Genomic DNA, 15,806 nt, shown 5'->3' on the forward strand with positions numbered 1-15,806 from the left:
AGCGGGCATGGCCAGCAGCGAGTCGACGTCGCGAGGCGGGGGTGCACCCTCCCTGCATGTTCTCGCCCACACCTCCTCCACCCAGGACGCCGCCCGGGAGCTGCTGCACGCGGGCGCCGGGGCTCCGCTGGCGGTCCTCACCCGGGACCAGCGCAGCGGGCGCGGCCGCCTCGGCCGCCCTTGGAGCACGCCGCCGGGAGGGGGGCTCGCGCTCACGCTCGCCCGCAGGAGCACGATCGGCCCCGCGGCTCGCACCTGGTACCCGCTGGTGGTGGGGCTGGGCGCGCTCGAGGCGCTGCGGGGTGCGACCGGTGCGGGCGAGCGCATCGGGCTCAAGTGGCCCAACGACCTGCTGACCGCCGACGCGCGCAAGCTCGGCGGCATCCTCCTCGAGGGGGACGGCGCAGACCATGTGCTGGTGGGCATCGGGATCAACCTCGCCGGACCCATCGAGCTCTCCGATCCCGCGGCGCTCCCGCCCGCCTGGCTCTGGGGCGAGGGCGGCATCGCCGTCTCCGGGCCCGGGGTCGGCGTCCCCGTGAGCGATGCCGCCGCGAGCGCCCTGGCCTCGGCCGTCGCCGAGGGAGTCGAGCGCGAGCTCGCCCTGCTCGATGCCCACGGAGGGGACGCGATGGCGAGCGGCCAGCGCGGGCGCTATGGTATGGCGTGCCTCACACTGGGGCGCGAGGTGCGCTTCGACGATCTCTCGACGCCGACCGCGGCGGCCCCTGCGACGGGCCGGGCGCAGCGCCTGGACGGCGACGGCCGGCTCGTCATGCGCCTGCCCACGGGTGCGGAGCGGGTCGTCTCGGCCGGGGACGTGCGGCACCTGCGCGCGCTCGGCGACGACCCTCCGTCCTCGCCCGCCGGTCGTCCCGATGCGGCCTGCGCCCCTGCTTCCCCCGACGACACCCAGGAGACCCATCCGTGACCGACGAGAACCCGGACCTCGCCTCGGACCTCGAGCCCGACGCCCGCGACGCCGACCTCGGCGCGGAGCCCGCGGACGCCGCGCCCGGAGAGCGCGTCCCGCACGACGCCCTCGCCGCGATCGACGACCTCGAGGGCTCCGAGACCCTGCGCGAGGGGGAGATCTCCCCGGAGGAGATGGCCGCCCTCAACCGCCGCTTCCAGTCGGTGCGCCGCAGCGTGGGCGCCCTCGAGCGCGTGCTCCTGCAGGGGCCGCGCGAGCACTCCCGGCGCGACCTCGCCGAGCAGCAGGGCATCCCCGAGCGCCTCATCTCCACCTACTGGCGCTCGCTCGGCTTCGGACCCGTCGACGAGGACACCGTGGTCTTCACCGACGAGGACGCCTTCGCGATCGGCGACCTCGTCGCCATGGTCGACGATGGCGCGATCTCCGAGCGGGCCTTCACCTCGATCTCCCGCGGGCTCGGCTACCACATGGGGCGGCTGGCCATGTGGATCACCGAGGCCCTCGTCGAGGAGGCCAAGACCCGCGACGGGAAGGACGACGGCGAGGCCCGCGAGCAGATGCTCGAGACGGTCCCGCAGCTCATCGAGACCCTCGAGACCCAGGTGCTGTTCACCTTCCGCCGCCAGCTCGCCGCCTACTCGGCGCGCGCCGGCTCCGAGGTGCTTCAGGCCACCGAGAACGGCACCCACGACGAGGTGTTCCCCCTGAACCGGGCCGTCGGCTTCGCGGATCTCGTCCAGTTCACACGGCTCTCGCGCTCCCTCGGCGGCGCGGAGCTGGCCGACGTCGTCACCCAGTTCGAGGTCACCTGCCGCGACATCATCTCCGTCGGCGGCGGGCGCGTGGTCAAGACCGTGGGCGACGAGATCATGTTCCTGGCCGACGCGCCCGAGGACGGCGCACAGATCGCGGTGTCGATCGCCGAGGCGATCCGCGACGACCCCGACCTGCCGTCGGCCCGGGTCGGCATGTGCTGGGGGTCGATGTTCTCGCGCTACGGCGACGTCTTCGGCCCGACGGTGAACCTCTCGGCGCGCCTGGAGAGCGTCGCCGACCCCGGCGGGGTGCTCGTGGACCTCGCCACCGCGGAGGCCGTCGAGCGCGCGCTGCCCGGGGGCTTCGAGTCGTCGGAGATCCGGCCCACCGAGCTGCACGGCATCGGCACGGTCGAGGCCGTCGCCCTCACCCGCGGCACCTCCGAGCCGCTGGACATGGGCCTGTGATGCGGGCGGCCGGGAGTGCGGATCCGCACGCGCCTCGGAGCGGGCGCACAGGTCGGGACGTAGGATGCCTCCTGTGACACGTCTGCTGCTCGTCGAAGACGATTCCGCGATCGCCGAACCGCTGTCCCGCGCGCTCGACCGCGAGGGCTACACGGTCACGCGCGCCTCGCGCGGTATGGATGCCCTCGGCATCGCCGCCGCCGGGGACCCGATCGACCTGGTCATCCTGGATCTGGGGCTCCCGGACCTCGATGGCCTCGAGGTCGCTCGGCGCCTGCGCAAGGGCGGCCTGGAGTCCCCGATCCTCATCCTCACGGCCCGCGCCGACGAGGTCGACGCCGTCGTCGGCCTCGACGCCGGGGCCGACGACTACGTCACCAAGCCCTTCCGGCTGGGCGAGCTGCAGGCGCGCATCCGCGCGCTGCTGCGACGCGCCCAGACCGTCGAGGAGTCCACGAGCGCCTTCGACGTCAACGGCGTGTCCCTGGACGTCTCCGCCCGGCGCGCCTACGTCGACGGCGAGGAGCTCAGCCTCTCCGCCAAGGAGTACGACCTGCTCACCGTCCTCGTGCGCGAGGCCGGCAGCGTCGTCACCCGCGACGACCTCATGCGCGAGGTCTGGGGCGCCGAGTGGTGGGGCTCGACCAAGACCCTCGACATGCACATCTCCTGGCTGCGTCGGAAGCTGGGCGATGACGCCACCAATCCCCGCAGGATCACCACCGTCCGCGGCGTCGGCTTCCGTTTCGAGACCGGCGACGGGAGCTGACGCGTGCGCACGCGAGTGCTGCAGGCGACGGTCATCACGGTCATCCTCACGGTCCTGCTGCTGGGCATCCCGCTGGCGTACTCGTGGCTTCAGCTGACCGACCAGAACCTCACCGCGCGCGCCACCTCCATCGCCAACGAGGTCCGCACCAACGCCGAGAAGCGCATCAGCGACGACCGGCCCATCGACAAGGCGATGCTCCAGCAGATCGCCGATTCCCAGCCCGACCTGGCCGTGCACATCACGGTGACCTATGAGGGCCGCACCATCGAGGCGGGACCCGACCCGGGCAACAGCACGAAGGTGATCTCCACGCCCGGCACCTCCGGCGTGAACGTCACCGTCACCATCACCAAGGCCGACGTGCGCGCGCACACCGCGAGCGCGGCCGTGCTCATCATCGTCGCCGGCCTCGCGGCGATCTCCATCGGCGTCTCCGTCGCCCTCTGGCAGGCCCAGCGGATCTCCGCGCCGCTCGCTCGGCTCACCCGCCGGGCCGAGGAGATGGGCTCGGGCCGCGCGCGCGGACCCTGGCGGCCCAGCGGCATCACCGAGATCGACACCGTCGCCGAGGAGCTCGCGAACTCCGGCGCCCAGCTCACCGAGCGGCTCGAGGCCGAGAGCCGACTCGCCTCCGATGCCTCCCACCAGCTGCGCACGCCGCTCACCGCGCTCTCCATGCGCCTGGACGAGATCCTCGCCACCAGCTCCGAGGAGTGGGTGCGCGACGAGGCCCGGATCTCGCTCGAGCAGATCGACCGCCTCACCGAGGTCGTCCACGACCTCATCAACGCCCCGCGCTCCTCGCAGCGCCGCACCCCCGGCGTCGTCGAGCTGCGCACCGTGCTCACCCAGCAGAGCGAGGAGTGGTCCCCGGCCTACCGCGCCGCCGGCCGCGAGCTGCGCATCCAGGTGCCGCGAGCCGCCGCCGTCTGGGGCTCCACCGGCCCGCTCACCCAGGTCGTGGCGACCCTCGTGGAGAACTCCCTCACCCACGGCGGAGGGCGCACCCTGGTCAAGGTGCGCCGGAACGAGAAGTCCACGGTCGTCGAGATCTCCGACGAGGGCCCCGGCATCGACCCCGCGCTGGGCAAGCGCATCTTCGAGCGCTCGGTCTCCGGGCGCACCTCGGGCACGGGCGTCGGCCTCGCGCTCGCCCGCACCCTCGTGGAGGACGACGGCGGGCGCCTCGAGCTGCTCAGCGAGCAGCCCGCGACCTTCGGCGTCTTCCTCATCTCCGCGCCCGACGAGGACACCGCCGGCGCGGAGGACATGGTGCTCGGCGCCGAGTCGGCCGACGAGCTGGGCTCCCTTCCGCAGGGCGCGGTGCTGCCGCGCCGCCGCCGGGGGAGCGCCGGGCACGGACACGGCCACCGCGCGCGCACGTCGGTCCGGACGGCCGCACCCGAGGACCGCAGCCGCTCCTAGGATGGGGCCGTGCCCCCGAACTCCGCGCCCCACGACCCCGCCCCGACCAGTGCTCCCGCGGCTCCGCGCATCGGCGTCGTCGGCGGCGGGCAGCTCGCCCGGATGATGCTCGGTCCGGCGATCGAGCTCGGCCTGCCGCTCACGGTGCTCGCCACCGATCCCGCCGAATCGGCCGCCCAGGGCGCTGCCCGCGTGAGGATCGGCCGCCATGACGACGAGGAGGCCGTGCGCGCTCTCGCCGCCGAGGTCGACGTCCTCACCTTCGACCACGAGCACGTGCCGCCGCGCATCCTCGAGGGCATCGAGCGCGACGGCCTCGCCGCGGTGCGGCCGGGACCCTCGGCCCTCGTCCACGCCCAGGACAAGCTCCTCATGCGCGAGCGCCTCAGCGCCCTCGGCCACCCGTGCCCGCACTGGTGGCGCGCGGTCTCCGCGGCCGATGTCGACGCCGCGCTCGCCGAGATCGGCGCGGCCGCCGGGGAGGGCGCCGCGCCAGCGCCCCGCGCCGTGGTGAAGACCCCGCGCGGCGGCTACGACGGCCACGGAGTGCGCATCGTCTCCGCGGGCGGCGACGTCGCCGACTGGTTCGAGGAGCACGACGAGCTGCTCGTCGAGGAGCTCGTGCCCTTCACCCGGGAGCTCTCCGCGCAGGTCGCGCGCCGGCCCGGCGGCGAGATGCTCGCCTTCCCGGTGGTGCGCTCGACGCAGAAGGACGGCGTGTGCTTCGAGGTGCTCGCCCCCGCCCCGGACCTCTCCGCCGCCGATCAGGAGCGCATCCAGCACCTCGCCCTGCGGATCGCCGAGGACCTCGGCGTCACCGGCATGCTCGCCGTCGAGCTGTTCGAGACCACCGCCGGCGAGGTGCTCGTCAACGAGCTCGCCATGCGCCCCCACAACACCGGCCACTGGTCGATGGAGGGCGCGGTCACCGGCCAGTTCGAGCAGCACCTGCGGGCCGTCGCCGACCTCCCGCTCGGGGCGAGCGCGCCCCGCGCCCCGCACGCCGTCATGGTGAACCTCCTGGGCGGCTCGCGCGAGGACCTCGCCGCCGGCGCCCGCGAAGCCATGGCGCGCGACCCCGAGCTGAAGATCCACCTCTACGGGAAGACCGTGCGGCCCGGCCGCAAGGTCGGCCACGTGACGCTCGCGGGGGAGGACCCCGCGGACCTGCTCGCGCGCGCCCACCGCGCCGAGCGCCTCATCATCGACGCCGTGCACGAGGAGCAGAGCGCATGAGCACACCCCAGGACCACACCGCCCCGCGCGTCGCGATCGTGATGGGCTCGGACTCCGACTGGCCGACGCTCAGCCCTGCCCGCGACGCCCTCGCGGAGTTCGGCCTGGACGCCCACGTGGACGTCGTCTCCGCCCACCGCATGCCCGAGGACATGGTCGAGTTCGGGCGCACCGCCGCGGGCCGCGGCCTGCGCGTGATCATCGCGGGAGCCGGCGGCGCCGCCCACCTGCCCGGCATGCTCGCCGCCCTCACCCCGCTGCCCGTGATCGGCGTGCCCGTCCCGCTCAAGCACCTGGACGGGATGGACTCCCTGCTCTCGATCGTGCAGATGCCCGCCGGGGTTCCGGTCGCGACGGTCTCCATCGGCGGCGCCCGCAACGCGGGACTTCTCGCCGCCCGCATCCTCGGTGCGGCCGACGACGCCGAGGGCGAGCGCCTGCGCGAGCGCATGCGCGCCTTCCAGGGCGAGCTGCGCGACCTTGCGCACGCCAAGGGCGAGTCGCTGCGCTCGTCCCTGTCCTGAGCGGCGGCCTCCGATAGATTCGGGGGCATGAACGAGACCTCTGAGCCGTCCGGGGCGGCCCCCGCGCGCGCGGGCGTGCGCATCGTGGACTCCGCCGACGTCGCCGAGACGGCCCGCATCGGCGAGGGGAGCGCGATCTGGCACCTCGCCCAGGTGCGCGAGGACGCCGAGCTGGGCCGCGACTGCATCGTGGGCCGCGGCGCCTACATCGGCACCGGCGTGCACATGGGCGACGGCTGCAAGGTCCAGAACTACGCGCTCGTCTACGAGCCCGCGCGCCTGGCCGAGGGCGTCTTCGTCGGCCCCGCGGCCGTCTTCACCAACGACCATCGGCCGCGCGCGATCAACCCCGACCTCACCCCGAAGTCCGCCGACGACTGGGACGCGGTGGGCGTCACCTGCGAGACGGGCGCCGCGATCGGAGCGCGCGCCGTGTGCGTCGCCCCCGTGACCATCGGCGCCTGGTCGATGGTCGCCGCCGGATCGACCGTCACCCGCGACGTCGTGCCCCACGCCCTGGTCGCGGGCGCCCCCGCCCGCCGCATCGCCTGGGTGGGCCGCTCGGGGGAGAAGCTCGAGCCGGCCTCCGACGGGACCGACGCCTGGGTGTGCCGGACGACGGGCGAGTGGTACGTGGCCGACGAGACGACGGGCGGGCTCACCCTCGCCGCCGACGCCGGGGCCGAGAAGCAGGACGAGACGACGGACGGAGAGCACGCATGAGCGAGCAGATGATCCCCGCGGCCCGCCCCCTCATCGGGGACGAGGAGCGCGAGGCCGTGGACCGGGTGCTGAGGAGCGGCATGGTCGCGCAGGGCCCCGAGGTGGCGGCCTTCGAGCACGAGTTCGCCGCCGAGCTCGCCGCCTCCCGCCCCACGGTCGCCGTGAACTCCGGCACCTCCGGCCAGCACCTGGGGATGCTCGCCCTGGGCCTCGGCCCGGGCGACGAGGTCATCGTCCCCTCCTTCACCTTCGCGGCGACCGCGAACTCCGTGGCCGTCTGCGGCGCGACCCCGGTGTTCGTCGACATCGACCTCGAGACCTTCTGCATCGACCCCTCCGCGATCGAGGGCGCGATCACCGAGCGCACCGTGGGCATCCAGCCCGTGCACCTCTACGGCCACCCCGCCGAGATCGACACGATCGCCGAGATCGCCGCCCGCCGCGGCCTGTGGGTCGCCGAGGACGCCGCCCAGGCGCACGGCGCCGCCTGGAAGGGGCAGCAGGTCGGCACCTTCGGCCGCTTCGGGATGTTCTCCCTGTACCCGACGAAGAACATGACCAGCGGCGAGGGCGGCATGGTCGCCTGCGAGGACGAGGAGCTCGCCCGCGCCGTGCGCCTGCTGCGCAACCAGGGCATGGAGGTCCAGTACGCCAACGAGGTCGCCGGCTTCAACAACCGCATGACCGACCTGCACGCCGCCATCGGCCGCGTCCAGCTCACCAAGCTCGCCGGCTGGACCGCGCAGCGCCGGGCGAACGCCGCCGCGCTCGACGAGGGGCTCGCGGGCATCGCGGGCGTGCGCACGCCCGTCGTCCGCGAGGGCGCCGAGCACGTCTACCACCAGTACACGATCCGCCTCGAGGGCGCGAGCGCCGCCGAGCGAGACGCCTTCGCGACCGCCCTGCGCGAGGAGCACCAGGTGGGCTGCGGCGTCTACTACCCGACGCCCGTGCACCGCCTGCCCTCCTTCGGCCTCGACCTCGACCTCCCGGTCACCGAGCAGGCCGCCCGCGAGGTGCTGTCCCTGCCCGTCCACCCGAGCCTGACCGCGCACGACCTCGATCGCATCATCGCCGCGGTCTCGGCCGTCGCCGCTGCGGGAACCGGGAGCGCCGCATGAGCACGAGCACCCCGAGCACCGGCGCGAGCCCCCACCGGCCCCTGCGGGCCGGACTCATCGGCCTGGGCATGATGGGCCGTCACCACGCCCGCAACCTGCGCGCCCTCGAGGGCGTCGAGCTCGTCGCCGTCGCCGACCCCCAGGGCGACCCACACGGCGCGGCCCCCGGCTACGACGTGCTGCCCGATGCTCGCGCCCTCGTCGAGGCCGGCATCGACTACGCCGTCATCGCCGTGCCCACCCAGTTCCACCGCGACGTCGCGCTCACCTTCGCCGAGGCGGGAGTCCACTGCCTCGTCGAGAAGCCGCTGGCCTTCGACGTCGCCGAGGCCGAGGAGATCGCCGCCGCCTACGAGCAGGCGGGCCTGGTGGGCGCCGTCGGCTACATCGAGCGCTTCAACCCGGCCCTGCAGGAGATGCGCCGGCGCCTGGCCGACGGCCAGCTCGGCGAGATCTTCCAGATCTCGACCCGCCGCCAGGGCGGGTTCCCCGCCCGCATCTCCGACGTGGGCGTGGTGAAGGACCTCGCGACCCACGACCTCGACCTCACCGCCTGGGTCGCCGGCAGCGATTTCGCGCAGGTAGCGGCGTTCTCCACGCGCCGCTCCGGGCGTGAGGACGAGGACATGGTCTCGGTCTCCGGGCAGCTCGCGAGCGGCACCATCACCAGCCACCTGGTCAACTGGCTCTCGCCCTTCAAGGAGCGCGTGACCGTGGTGACCGGCGAGAACGGCTCCCTGGTCGCGGACACCGTGAACGCGGACCTCACCTTCTGCGCCAACGGTGAGAGCGCGACGAACCTCTGGGACTCCATGGCCTCCTTCCGCGGGGTCAGCGAGGGCGACATGGTCCGCTACTCCCTGCGCCGCACCGAGCCGCTGCGGACCGAGCACGAGGCGTTCCGCGACGCGGTCCTCGGCGATCCCTCGAACATCGTCACCATGCGCGAGGGTCTGCAGACCGTCCGCGCCGTCGAGGCCGTGCTGTGCTCGGCCCGCGAGGGTCGGATCGTCCGCCCCGACGACGTCGCCCCGTGAGCGCGGGGGAGGGCATGAGCGCCCGTCGCGCGTCGTCGGCGGGATCGGCGTCGTCCGCACTCGCGACGCTGCGGCGCCGGGCCCTGGGCGCCGGCGTGGCCGCGGCCTCGGTGCTCCCGGGCGGATTCGGTGCGCGGGCGCGCTACCTCCGCCTCACCCGGCGCATGGACCGCGGCGAGGTCCCGTCCGTCTGGCGCGGAGAGATGCTCGCGCAGCTGCGGCGGGCCGATGCGCTGCTCGCGCGCGGTGACGACGACGGGGCCGTCGAGTGGTTCGACAAGGCCCTGCGCGTGGGCTATCACGCCTCGCTCCACTACGGGCTCGAGGACTCCCCGCTGATCGCCGACCCCGAAGGATTCCTCGCGCCCGTGCGCGCGAGCGACGTGGGCCGCCTGCTGCTCGCCCCGCCCACGCGCGACGACGGCCCCTCCCGACCCGCCCCGCGGCAGCGTGCGGACTCGGCCGGCGCCGGCGCGGGAGCGTCGGACGCGCCCGTGCGGCTGCTCGTGATCGCCCAGCGCAACTGGACCTTCGTGAACCCCGTCATCGACGCCCTCGAGCAGAACGGCTTCGAGGTGCGGCGCTTCGAGGTCGACGATCTCCCGCCCTCCGAGCGGCCCACCCGCGAGCGGGTGCTGCGCGCGCGCATGGAGCTCGCCCGCACGGGACGGCGCCTGCCCACTCCCGCCGTCCTGGCCGCGGAGTTCGACTGGGCCGACGTGGTGCTCGTCGAGTGGGGCCATCACGTGCTCACCTGGGTCTCCCTGCTCGCGGAGATGCCGCGCGTCACCGCCGCGCGGATCCATCGCTTCGAGGCCTACACCCCCTTCCCCCTGCTCACGGTCTTCGACGTCGTCGACCGGGTGCTGTTCGTCTCCCCGCACGTGCGCACGCTCATCCAGCACCTCACGGCGAACCTCGAGCGCGCGGGGGAGATCATCGGCGTCGACAACTTCCTCGCCTACGGGCTGGGTCCGGAGCCGCGCGGGGACCGCGATACCCACCTGCTCGCCCAGGTGGGATGGCTGCGCCCCGTGAAGGACGTGCTGTTCACCCTGGACCTGCTCGAGCGCGTGCGCGCCGAGGACCCTCGGCATCGCCTGCAGCTCATCGGCCCCGGACTGCCCGAGGACCCCGCGCAGGACACCGCCTTCCAGGCCCGCGTGCGCCGGCGGCTCGCCGAGTTCCCCACCGGCGCCGTGCAGGTGCTGGGCGCCCGCTCGGACGTGCCCGACCTGCTCGCGATGGCCGGATGGATCGTCTCCTCCTCGCTGCACGAGGGAGTCCACGAGGCGGTCATGGAGGGCATCGCGGCCGGCTGCGTCCCGCTGATCAGGAACTGGCCCGACGCCCGCCCCTACGGAGGCGCGGGCGTCATCTATCCCGACCGCTGGGTGGTCGAGGACCTCGACGGGGCCGTGGACCGCGTGCTGCGCATCGAGCGCGAGCACGCCCTCGCCGAGGTCTCGGCCGAGGCGCGCGCGTGGGTCGTCGAGCGCCGCACCGCCTCGACCGTGACCCGCGGGTACATCGAGGCGCTCTCGCCGCAGGAGCCGCCGGCCGGTGAGGACCCGACCGGATCGACGCCCCGATGACCTTGGACTGGCTCCTGCCCGTGGTGGGAGCCTGGGCACTGCTGTGCGCCCCCGGCGCACTGCTGCTCGCCGCGGGCGGAGCCCGCATCGGATGGCGCTGGGGAGCGGCCCCCGCGATCACCGTGCTGCTGGCCGTGCTCCTCGGCGCCCTCGATCACCTGCTGGGCATCCCGTGGACGCCGCTCGCCGCCGGCGTGCAGCTGCTCGTGGTGCTCGCCCTCGTGGTCGGCGCGCGCCTGCTGATCGAACGGTCCCGGGACACGAACCGACGGGTCGACAGGGGCGGAGCGGACCTCGCGCGCCGGCGGACCGGCGCGCCGCTGCGGCCGCACGGACCCCTGCGGGAGAGCGCACCCCTGCGGGAGCGCGCCCTGCTCCTCGCGCCGGGCGCCCTCGCGCTCGCCCTGGGACTGCTGATGGCGGGCTCGGCCGCCCACCACATGGGCGGCATCGCCACCCTCAACGGCAGCTACGACGCCTCCTTCCACATCGCGGCGATCGCCTTCGCGCGCGCGGACCACGACGCGTTCCTGCTCACCGCCCTGCAGGGCATCTACCACGAGCCCACGTTCTACCCCGCCGGCTGGGACGTCCTCGCGGCGCTGCTCCCGGGCGATGCGATCAGCGCCGCCAACGCCATGGCGCTCGCGATGGTCGCCGCGATCCCCGGCGCCCTCGGCGCCATGGTCGCGCTGCTCCAGGGCGCCCGGGGCACCGTGCGAGAGGTGCGCGTGCTGCCCCTGCTGGCCGCGCTGTGCGCACCGATGTTCCTCTCGCTGCCCGTGATGATCCTGGTGATGGGACTGTGGCCCTCTGCCCTGGGCGCGCTGTGCCTGCCGCCCGCGCTCGGCGCCCTGTGGGCGATCTATCGCGCCTTGCGCACCGGTGAGCGCCGCGCCGCCGAGCTCTGGCCCTGCGTCCTGCTCCTGGTCGGAGCGGTCGCGGCGCATCCCTCGACGCTCTTCTCGCTCGCCGTCGCCCTGCTCGCGGGGATCCTCGGCCAGGGCATCCTCGACGTTTCGCGCGCCCGCACGCGCCGCCGGGGGATCCTCGAGCTCGCCGCGATCGCTCTCGTGCTCGTGGCCTACGGGATCACGTCCCATCTGCTGCTCGCCTCGATGGACCTCACCACCACCCGGTCGTGGCCCTGGACGGCGTTCCTCGCCTCGCTCGTCACCGACCGGCCCCGCGTCTCCGCGCTCGGGAGCTTCCAGTGGCCGATCCTCGCCCTCTGGGGGCTGTCCCTGCTCGGCGCGGTGCAGGCGATCCGCGAGCGCCGCCGGCTGGGCGCCACGGCCATCGTGCTGCTGGCCCTCGCGATCGGCCTGAGCGTCCTGACGAACCTCGACTCGATCTGGGCGCGCACCTGGGTGAACCCCTGGTACGGGGCGCGCGAGCGGATCGCCCCGCTGCTCATGTGCGCCCTCGTCGCCCTCGCGGCCATCGGCCTCGACGCGCTGTGGACGCGCGACGCATCGGCCGCAGCGGCGGGCGGCGGATCAGGGCGGGGCGGGTCAGCCCGCGGAGCGCCCCTGGGCGGCAAGTCCCCGCGCGGCACGTCGGCCCTGGTCATCATCGCTCTCATCTCCCTGGTGGCGGCCGTGCTGCCCGGTCGTCTGCCCTTCGCGGGGTCGCTGGCCTACACCGACTACGGCGTGCAGATCGCCTCCTATGCGACCCCCGAGGAGCGCGCCTTCATCGAGCGCACCGCGGCCGCGCTGCCCGCGGACGCCGTGGTGATCGGCAACCCGCGCGACGGCGAGGGCCTGTACTGGTCCGTCGGCGGCGTCGAGACCGTCTTCCCAACCCTGGCCGAGCCCCAGACGCTCGACTCGCGCCGCGTCGCCCGCTACGCCTTCAAGGCCGACCGCGATCAGAAGGTGTGCACCTCGCTGCGCAAGGTCGGCCCCACTCATCTCTACGTGGACAGCTCCGCGGAGTCCGGCGAGCAGATCGCCCCCGAGCAGTCCGTGCTCTGGGAGGGGCTCGCGAAGATCCCGCGCTCCAAGCTGCGCCTCGTGGACCGCGAGGGGCCGTACGCCCTCTACGAGATCGAGCCCCTGTGCTGACCCCCGGCGCAGGATCCTCACGGTCCGCGCACGGTAGCGTGAGCGCACCCGGCGCGGTCCGCCCGCCCGCACCCCGCGAAGGAAGGCCCCTGTGAAGCGCACCGTCCAGACCGTGCTGCGCACGCTGTCCGTGCTCCCGCGCGAGTCCCGGAGGTTCCTGTGGACCTTCGCGATCATCATGAGCCTGCTCGCGCTGCTCGACGTCGTCGCCCTCGGGGCCATGGCCATCGCCCTCCAGGCCCTCCTGGGCGGCGAGGAGGTCGTGGTCATCCCCGTGGTCGGCTGGCGCTTCGAGGGCTTCGGCCAGGTCGTCTGGCTCGTCGCCGTGTTCGTCGTGCTCACGATCATCAAGAGCGCCCTGAACCTGCTGACGATCCGCGAGGCCACCAAGCGCTTCGCCAAGCACGAGGTCGCCATCGGCCAGATGCTCTTCCGCTCCTACATGGCCTCACCTTGGGTGGACCGCACGTCCCGCTCGAGCCAGGAGATCATCCGCATGGTCGACTCGGGCGTCGCGGCCGTGGTCGCGAACGTCCTCATGCCCTCGATGACCGTGGTCAGCGAGTTCGCGACGATCTCCGTCATCACCGTGGGCCTGTTCGTCATGGATTGGAAGCTCGCGCTCGCGACGATGCTCTACCTGGGGCTCGTGGCCCTCGTGATGTCGCGCGTGATCTCGCCGCTCGCGGTGCGGAACGGCGCCGTGAACCGCGACAACTCGATCCGCGTGGTCCGCCTGCTCGGCGAGGTGCTCTCGGCGCTCAAGGAGATCACCCTCAAGGGCAACGAGAAGGAGGTCGAGGACATCGTCGCCGACCGTCGCAACCTCGCCTCCGAGACCCGCGCCTTCGCCCAGTACTACAACCAGATGCCGCGCTTCGTGCTCGAGGCGGGGCTCGTGGGCGGCTTCGTCGTCGTCGGCGGCGTCGGCTACCTCTCCGGCGGGCCGACGGGCGCGCTCTCCTCGGTCGCGCTGTTCGGCGTGGCGGGCTTCCGCCTCGTGCCCTCCCTGACCCGCTTCCAGTCCACGCAGAACCGGATCCTCACCAACGCCGCGTTCTCCGACTACATCATCGACGACATCGAGCAGGCCCGCGAGAACGTCTCCCGCACCGAGCGCCCGGACTCCGCGGAGCTCGCCCCCGGCGATCGCGACATCGTCCTCGACGACGTCACCTTCGTCTACCCCAGCCGGGAGGAGCCCGCCGTCCGCGGCGTCTCCCTGCGCATCCCCGCCGGGGCGTCGGCCGCCTTCGTCGGCACCTCCGGAGCCGGCAAATCCACCATGGTGGACCTGCTGCTGGGACTGATCACCCCCACCGGCGGTCGGATCCTGGTGGGCGGGCAGGACATCACGACGGTCATGCGCCAGTGGCGCTCACAGGTCGGCTACGTGCCCCAGGAGGTCGCCCTGTTCGACGTGAGCGTCGCCGAGAACGTGGCGCTGACCTGGGACCCCTCCGACGTCGACGAGGACCGGGTGACCGAGGCCCTCTCCCGCGCGCAGCTGCTGGAGACGATCGAGGAGCGCCCCGGGGGCATCCACGGGGCCGTCGGCGAGCGCGGCACCACGCTCTCCGGCGGGCAGCGCCAGCGGCTCGGCATCGCCCGCGGCCTCTACGCGGACCCTCGCGTGCTCGTGCTCGACGAGGCCACGAGCGCCCTGGACACCTCCACGGAGGCCGCCGTCACCGCGGGCATCCGCGACCTCGGCGAGGAGGTCACCACGATCACCATCGCCCATCGTCTGGCCACCATCCAGCACTGCGACATCGTCTTCTACATGCAGGAGGGCGAGGTGCTCGCCCAGGGGACCTTCGAGGAGGTCGTCCGCGCGGTGCCCGCCTTCGCCGAGCAGGCCGCGCTCGCCGGGCTCGTGAGCGCCGGCGCCCAGGCGGAGGTCGCCCGGGGCGTCGAGGACGGACTGGGGGAGGAGAGCGCCCGATGAGCCCGAGCCTCGTGATCCTGTCCTTCTCGCGCCTGGTGAGCGACCCGCGCGTGCAGCGGCAGATCGCCCTGTTCGCACCGCTGTACGACGTGACCACCGTCGGCTTCGGCCCGAGCCCGCACCCCGGCGTCACCCACGTCGAGATCCCCGAGGGCACGCGCGCCTGGCCCGACTCCAAGCAGCACCTGCTCACGCGCCGCTTCCGCGGCGCCTACTGGGCGATGAGCGCGGTGCGCGCCGCCCACGATCTCCTCGAGGGCCGACGGGGCACGATGGATGCGGTCCTGGCCAACGACACGAACACCCTGCCGCTCGCCCTCTGGCTCGAGCCGAGGCGCGGCGTCCACGCGGACCTGCACGAGTACGCGCCGCGCGAGAAGGAGCACCAGCGCAGCTGGCGCTGGTTCGTCGCGCCGTACCAGCGCTGGCTGTGCCGCACGTGCCTGCCGCGCGTCGCCTCGGTGACCACGGTCTCGCCCGGCCTCGCCCGCGAGTACGCGGCGCGCTTCGGTGTGGACGTCGAGGTCGTCACCAACGCCTCGGCCCACCGGGAGCTGCCGGTGCGGCCGACGGGGAACCCGATCCGCCTGCTGCACACGGGCGTCGCCCGCGCCAACCGGCACCTCGAGTCGATGCTCGAGGCGATGCGCGGACTCGAGGGCCGGGCGACCCTCGATCTCATGCTGATGCCCAGCGAGCCGGGGTACATCGAGCGCCTCGCGCAGCTCGCCGAGGAGGTGCCCGGCGTGGCGCTGCGCGACCCCGTGCCCTTCGCGCAGCTCGTGGACACGGTCGCCGAGTACGACGTCTCCCTCGTGGTCTTCCCGAACACCACGTTCAACCTCGAGTACTCCCTGCCCAACAAGCTCTTCGAGGCGGTCCAGGCGCGCACCGGCGTGATCGTCGGCCCCTCCCCGGACATGGCGGAGCTGGTGCGCGCGCACGGCCTCGGCGCCGTGCTCCCGGCGGCCGATGCCGAGGCGATGCACGCGGAGATCGCGGGCCTGACCCCGGGGACGGTCGACGGGTGGAAGCGCGCGAGCGATGCGGCCGCGGGGGAGCTGAGCGCCGAGCAGCAGGTGAGGACCTGGGAGAAGACGGTCGCGGCGATCCTCGGGGACTGAGCAGTCCTCAGCCGGCGAACGCCATGATCACATCCTCCCGATCGACCGCGCCGGGGACGAACCCCGGTGCCT

General features: G+C 73.7%; 13 protein-coding genes. All 13 read left to right on the forward strand.

Annotated elements, in window-relative coordinates:
* The first annotated feature begins 7 nt into the window (after window positions 1-7).
* The 13 genes from Bra3105_RS17225 to Bra3105_RS17285 all read left to right on the forward strand — a co-directional run bounded on the left by Bra3105_RS17225 (window position 8) and on the right by Bra3105_RS17285 (window position 15,734).
* Window positions 8-931: a biotin--[acetyl-CoA-carboxylase] ligase gene (locus tag Bra3105_RS17225; protein WP_228357892.1), complete on the forward strand. Its 924-nt coding sequence runs from the start codon at window positions 8-10 to the stop codon at window positions 929-931.
* Window positions 928-2,160: an adenylate/guanylate cyclase domain-containing protein gene (locus tag Bra3105_RS17230; RefSeq protein WP_228357893.1), complete on the forward strand. Its 1,233-nt coding sequence runs from the start codon at window positions 928-930 to the stop codon at window positions 2,158-2,160. The genes Bra3105_RS17225 and Bra3105_RS17230 overlap by 4 nt, the downstream gene beginning before the upstream one ends.
* A 73-nt stretch (window positions 2,161-2,233) precedes the next feature.
* Window positions 2,234-2,929, forward strand: a complete 696-nt coding sequence (locus tag Bra3105_RS17235) for a response regulator transcription factor (protein ID WP_228357894.1) — start codon at window positions 2,234-2,236, stop codon at window positions 2,927-2,929.
* 3 nt (window positions 2,930-2,932) lie between these two features.
* Window positions 2,933-4,357 (forward strand): ATP-binding protein, encoded by a 1,425-nt coding sequence (locus Bra3105_RS17240; protein ID WP_228357895.1) that lies wholly within the window; start codon window positions 2,933-2,935, stop codon window positions 4,355-4,357.
* A 9-nt stretch (window positions 4,358-4,366) separates the two neighbouring features.
* Window positions 4,367-5,593 (forward strand): 5-(carboxyamino)imidazole ribonucleotide synthase, encoded by a 1,227-nt coding sequence (locus Bra3105_RS17245; RefSeq protein WP_228357896.1) that lies wholly within the window; start codon window positions 4,367-4,369, stop codon window positions 5,591-5,593.
* A complete protein-coding gene (purE, locus tag Bra3105_RS17250; RefSeq protein WP_228357897.1) occupies window positions 5,590-6,117 on the forward strand; it encodes a 5-(carboxyamino)imidazole ribonucleotide mutase in 528 nt (175 codons plus the stop codon). The genes Bra3105_RS17245 and purE overlap by 4 nt, the downstream gene beginning before the upstream one ends.
* Window positions 6,118-6,144: 27 nt before the next feature.
* Window positions 6,145-6,840: an acyltransferase gene (locus Bra3105_RS17255; protein ID WP_228357898.1), complete on the forward strand. Its 696-nt coding sequence runs from the start codon at window positions 6,145-6,147 to the stop codon at window positions 6,838-6,840.
* A complete protein-coding gene (locus Bra3105_RS17260; RefSeq protein WP_228357899.1) occupies window positions 6,837-7,961 on the forward strand; it encodes a DegT/DnrJ/EryC1/StrS family aminotransferase in 1,125 nt (374 codons plus the stop codon). The genes Bra3105_RS17255 and Bra3105_RS17260 overlap by 4 nt, the downstream gene beginning before the upstream one ends.
* Complete coding sequence (locus Bra3105_RS17265) at window positions 7,958-8,998, forward strand: Gfo/Idh/MocA family protein (protein WP_228357900.1); 1,041 nt, start codon at window positions 7,958-7,960, stop codon at window positions 8,996-8,998. The genes Bra3105_RS17260 and Bra3105_RS17265 overlap by 4 nt, the downstream gene beginning before the upstream one ends.
* A 14-nt stretch (window positions 8,999-9,012) precedes the next feature.
* Window positions 9,013-10,593 carry a glycosyltransferase gene (locus Bra3105_RS17270; RefSeq protein WP_228357901.1) on the forward strand — a complete coding sequence of 527 codons (1,581 nt, stop codon included), beginning with the start codon at window positions 9,013-9,015 and terminating at the stop codon, window positions 10,591-10,593.
* Window positions 10,590-12,662, forward strand: coding sequence for a DUF6541 family protein (locus Bra3105_RS17275; protein ID WP_228357902.1), 2,073 nt, complete (start codon window positions 10,590-10,592; stop codon window positions 12,660-12,662). The genes Bra3105_RS17270 and Bra3105_RS17275 overlap by 4 nt, the downstream gene beginning before the upstream one ends.
* A 91-nt stretch (window positions 12,663-12,753) precedes the next feature.
* Entirely contained in the window at window positions 12,754-14,610 is a 1,857-nt protein-coding gene (locus tag Bra3105_RS17280) for an ABC transporter ATP-binding protein (protein ID WP_228357903.1), read from the forward strand.
* On the forward strand, window positions 14,607-15,734 hold the full coding sequence (locus tag Bra3105_RS17285; protein ID WP_228357904.1) for a glycosyltransferase family protein: 1,128 nt from the start codon (window positions 14,607-14,609) through the stop codon (window positions 15,732-15,734). Before Bra3105_RS17280 ends, Bra3105_RS17285 begins: the two co-directional genes overlap by 4 nt.
* Window positions 15,735-15,806 lie beyond the last annotated feature (72 nt).

This window comes from Brachybacterium halotolerans subsp. kimchii (assembly GCF_020792675.1).
In the GTDB taxonomy this organism is placed as follows: Bacteria; Actinomycetota; Actinomycetes; order Actinomycetales; family Dermabacteraceae; genus Brachybacterium; species Brachybacterium halotolerans.